Origin of the sequence: Thiorhodococcus mannitoliphagus, assembly GCF_010915725.1 — a bacterium.
GTDB classification, from domain to species: Bacteria; Pseudomonadota; Gammaproteobacteria; order Chromatiales; family Chromatiaceae; genus Thiorhodococcus; species Thiorhodococcus mannitoliphagus.
On record NZ_JAAIJR010000493.1, the window covers coordinates 1 to 365 of the forward strand.

The following is a 365-nucleotide window of genomic DNA, read 5'->3' on the forward strand; positions in this document are numbered from 1 at the left end:
TGCGCCCGGATGTACTACGGACCACCGCCGAGGCTTCCCGACCACGAAATCTTCGGTGTCACGACCTTCGAGCTGGGTTGACCGTGGACCCTTGGCATCCGCGAGACCTCAAGGGTGACGGACGGCACCCGCCAGATCCACAGTGGCCGGGCGGGGCACGGCTGGTGGTCCAATGCGTCCTCAACCTGGAGGAGGGCGCCGAGCGCACCCTGCTCAACGGCGATGACGGCTCCGAGGACTACCTGCCCGAGCTTCCCGGCCTCTAACGGCGCTTGGGACAGCGTCACGACAGCGCCGAGAGTCTCTTCGACTACGGTGCCCGTGTTGGCTTCTGGCGCCTGCTGCGCCTGTTCGAGGAGCGCCGT

General features: G+C 67.1%; 1 pseudogene. It reads left to right on the forward strand.

Annotated features, from left to right (window positions below):
* Positions 1-266 (forward strand): annotated as a pseudogene (locus tag G3480_RS27490) (hypothetical protein); the annotation flags it as partial.
* Between the last annotated feature and the right edge of the window lie 99 nt (positions 267-365).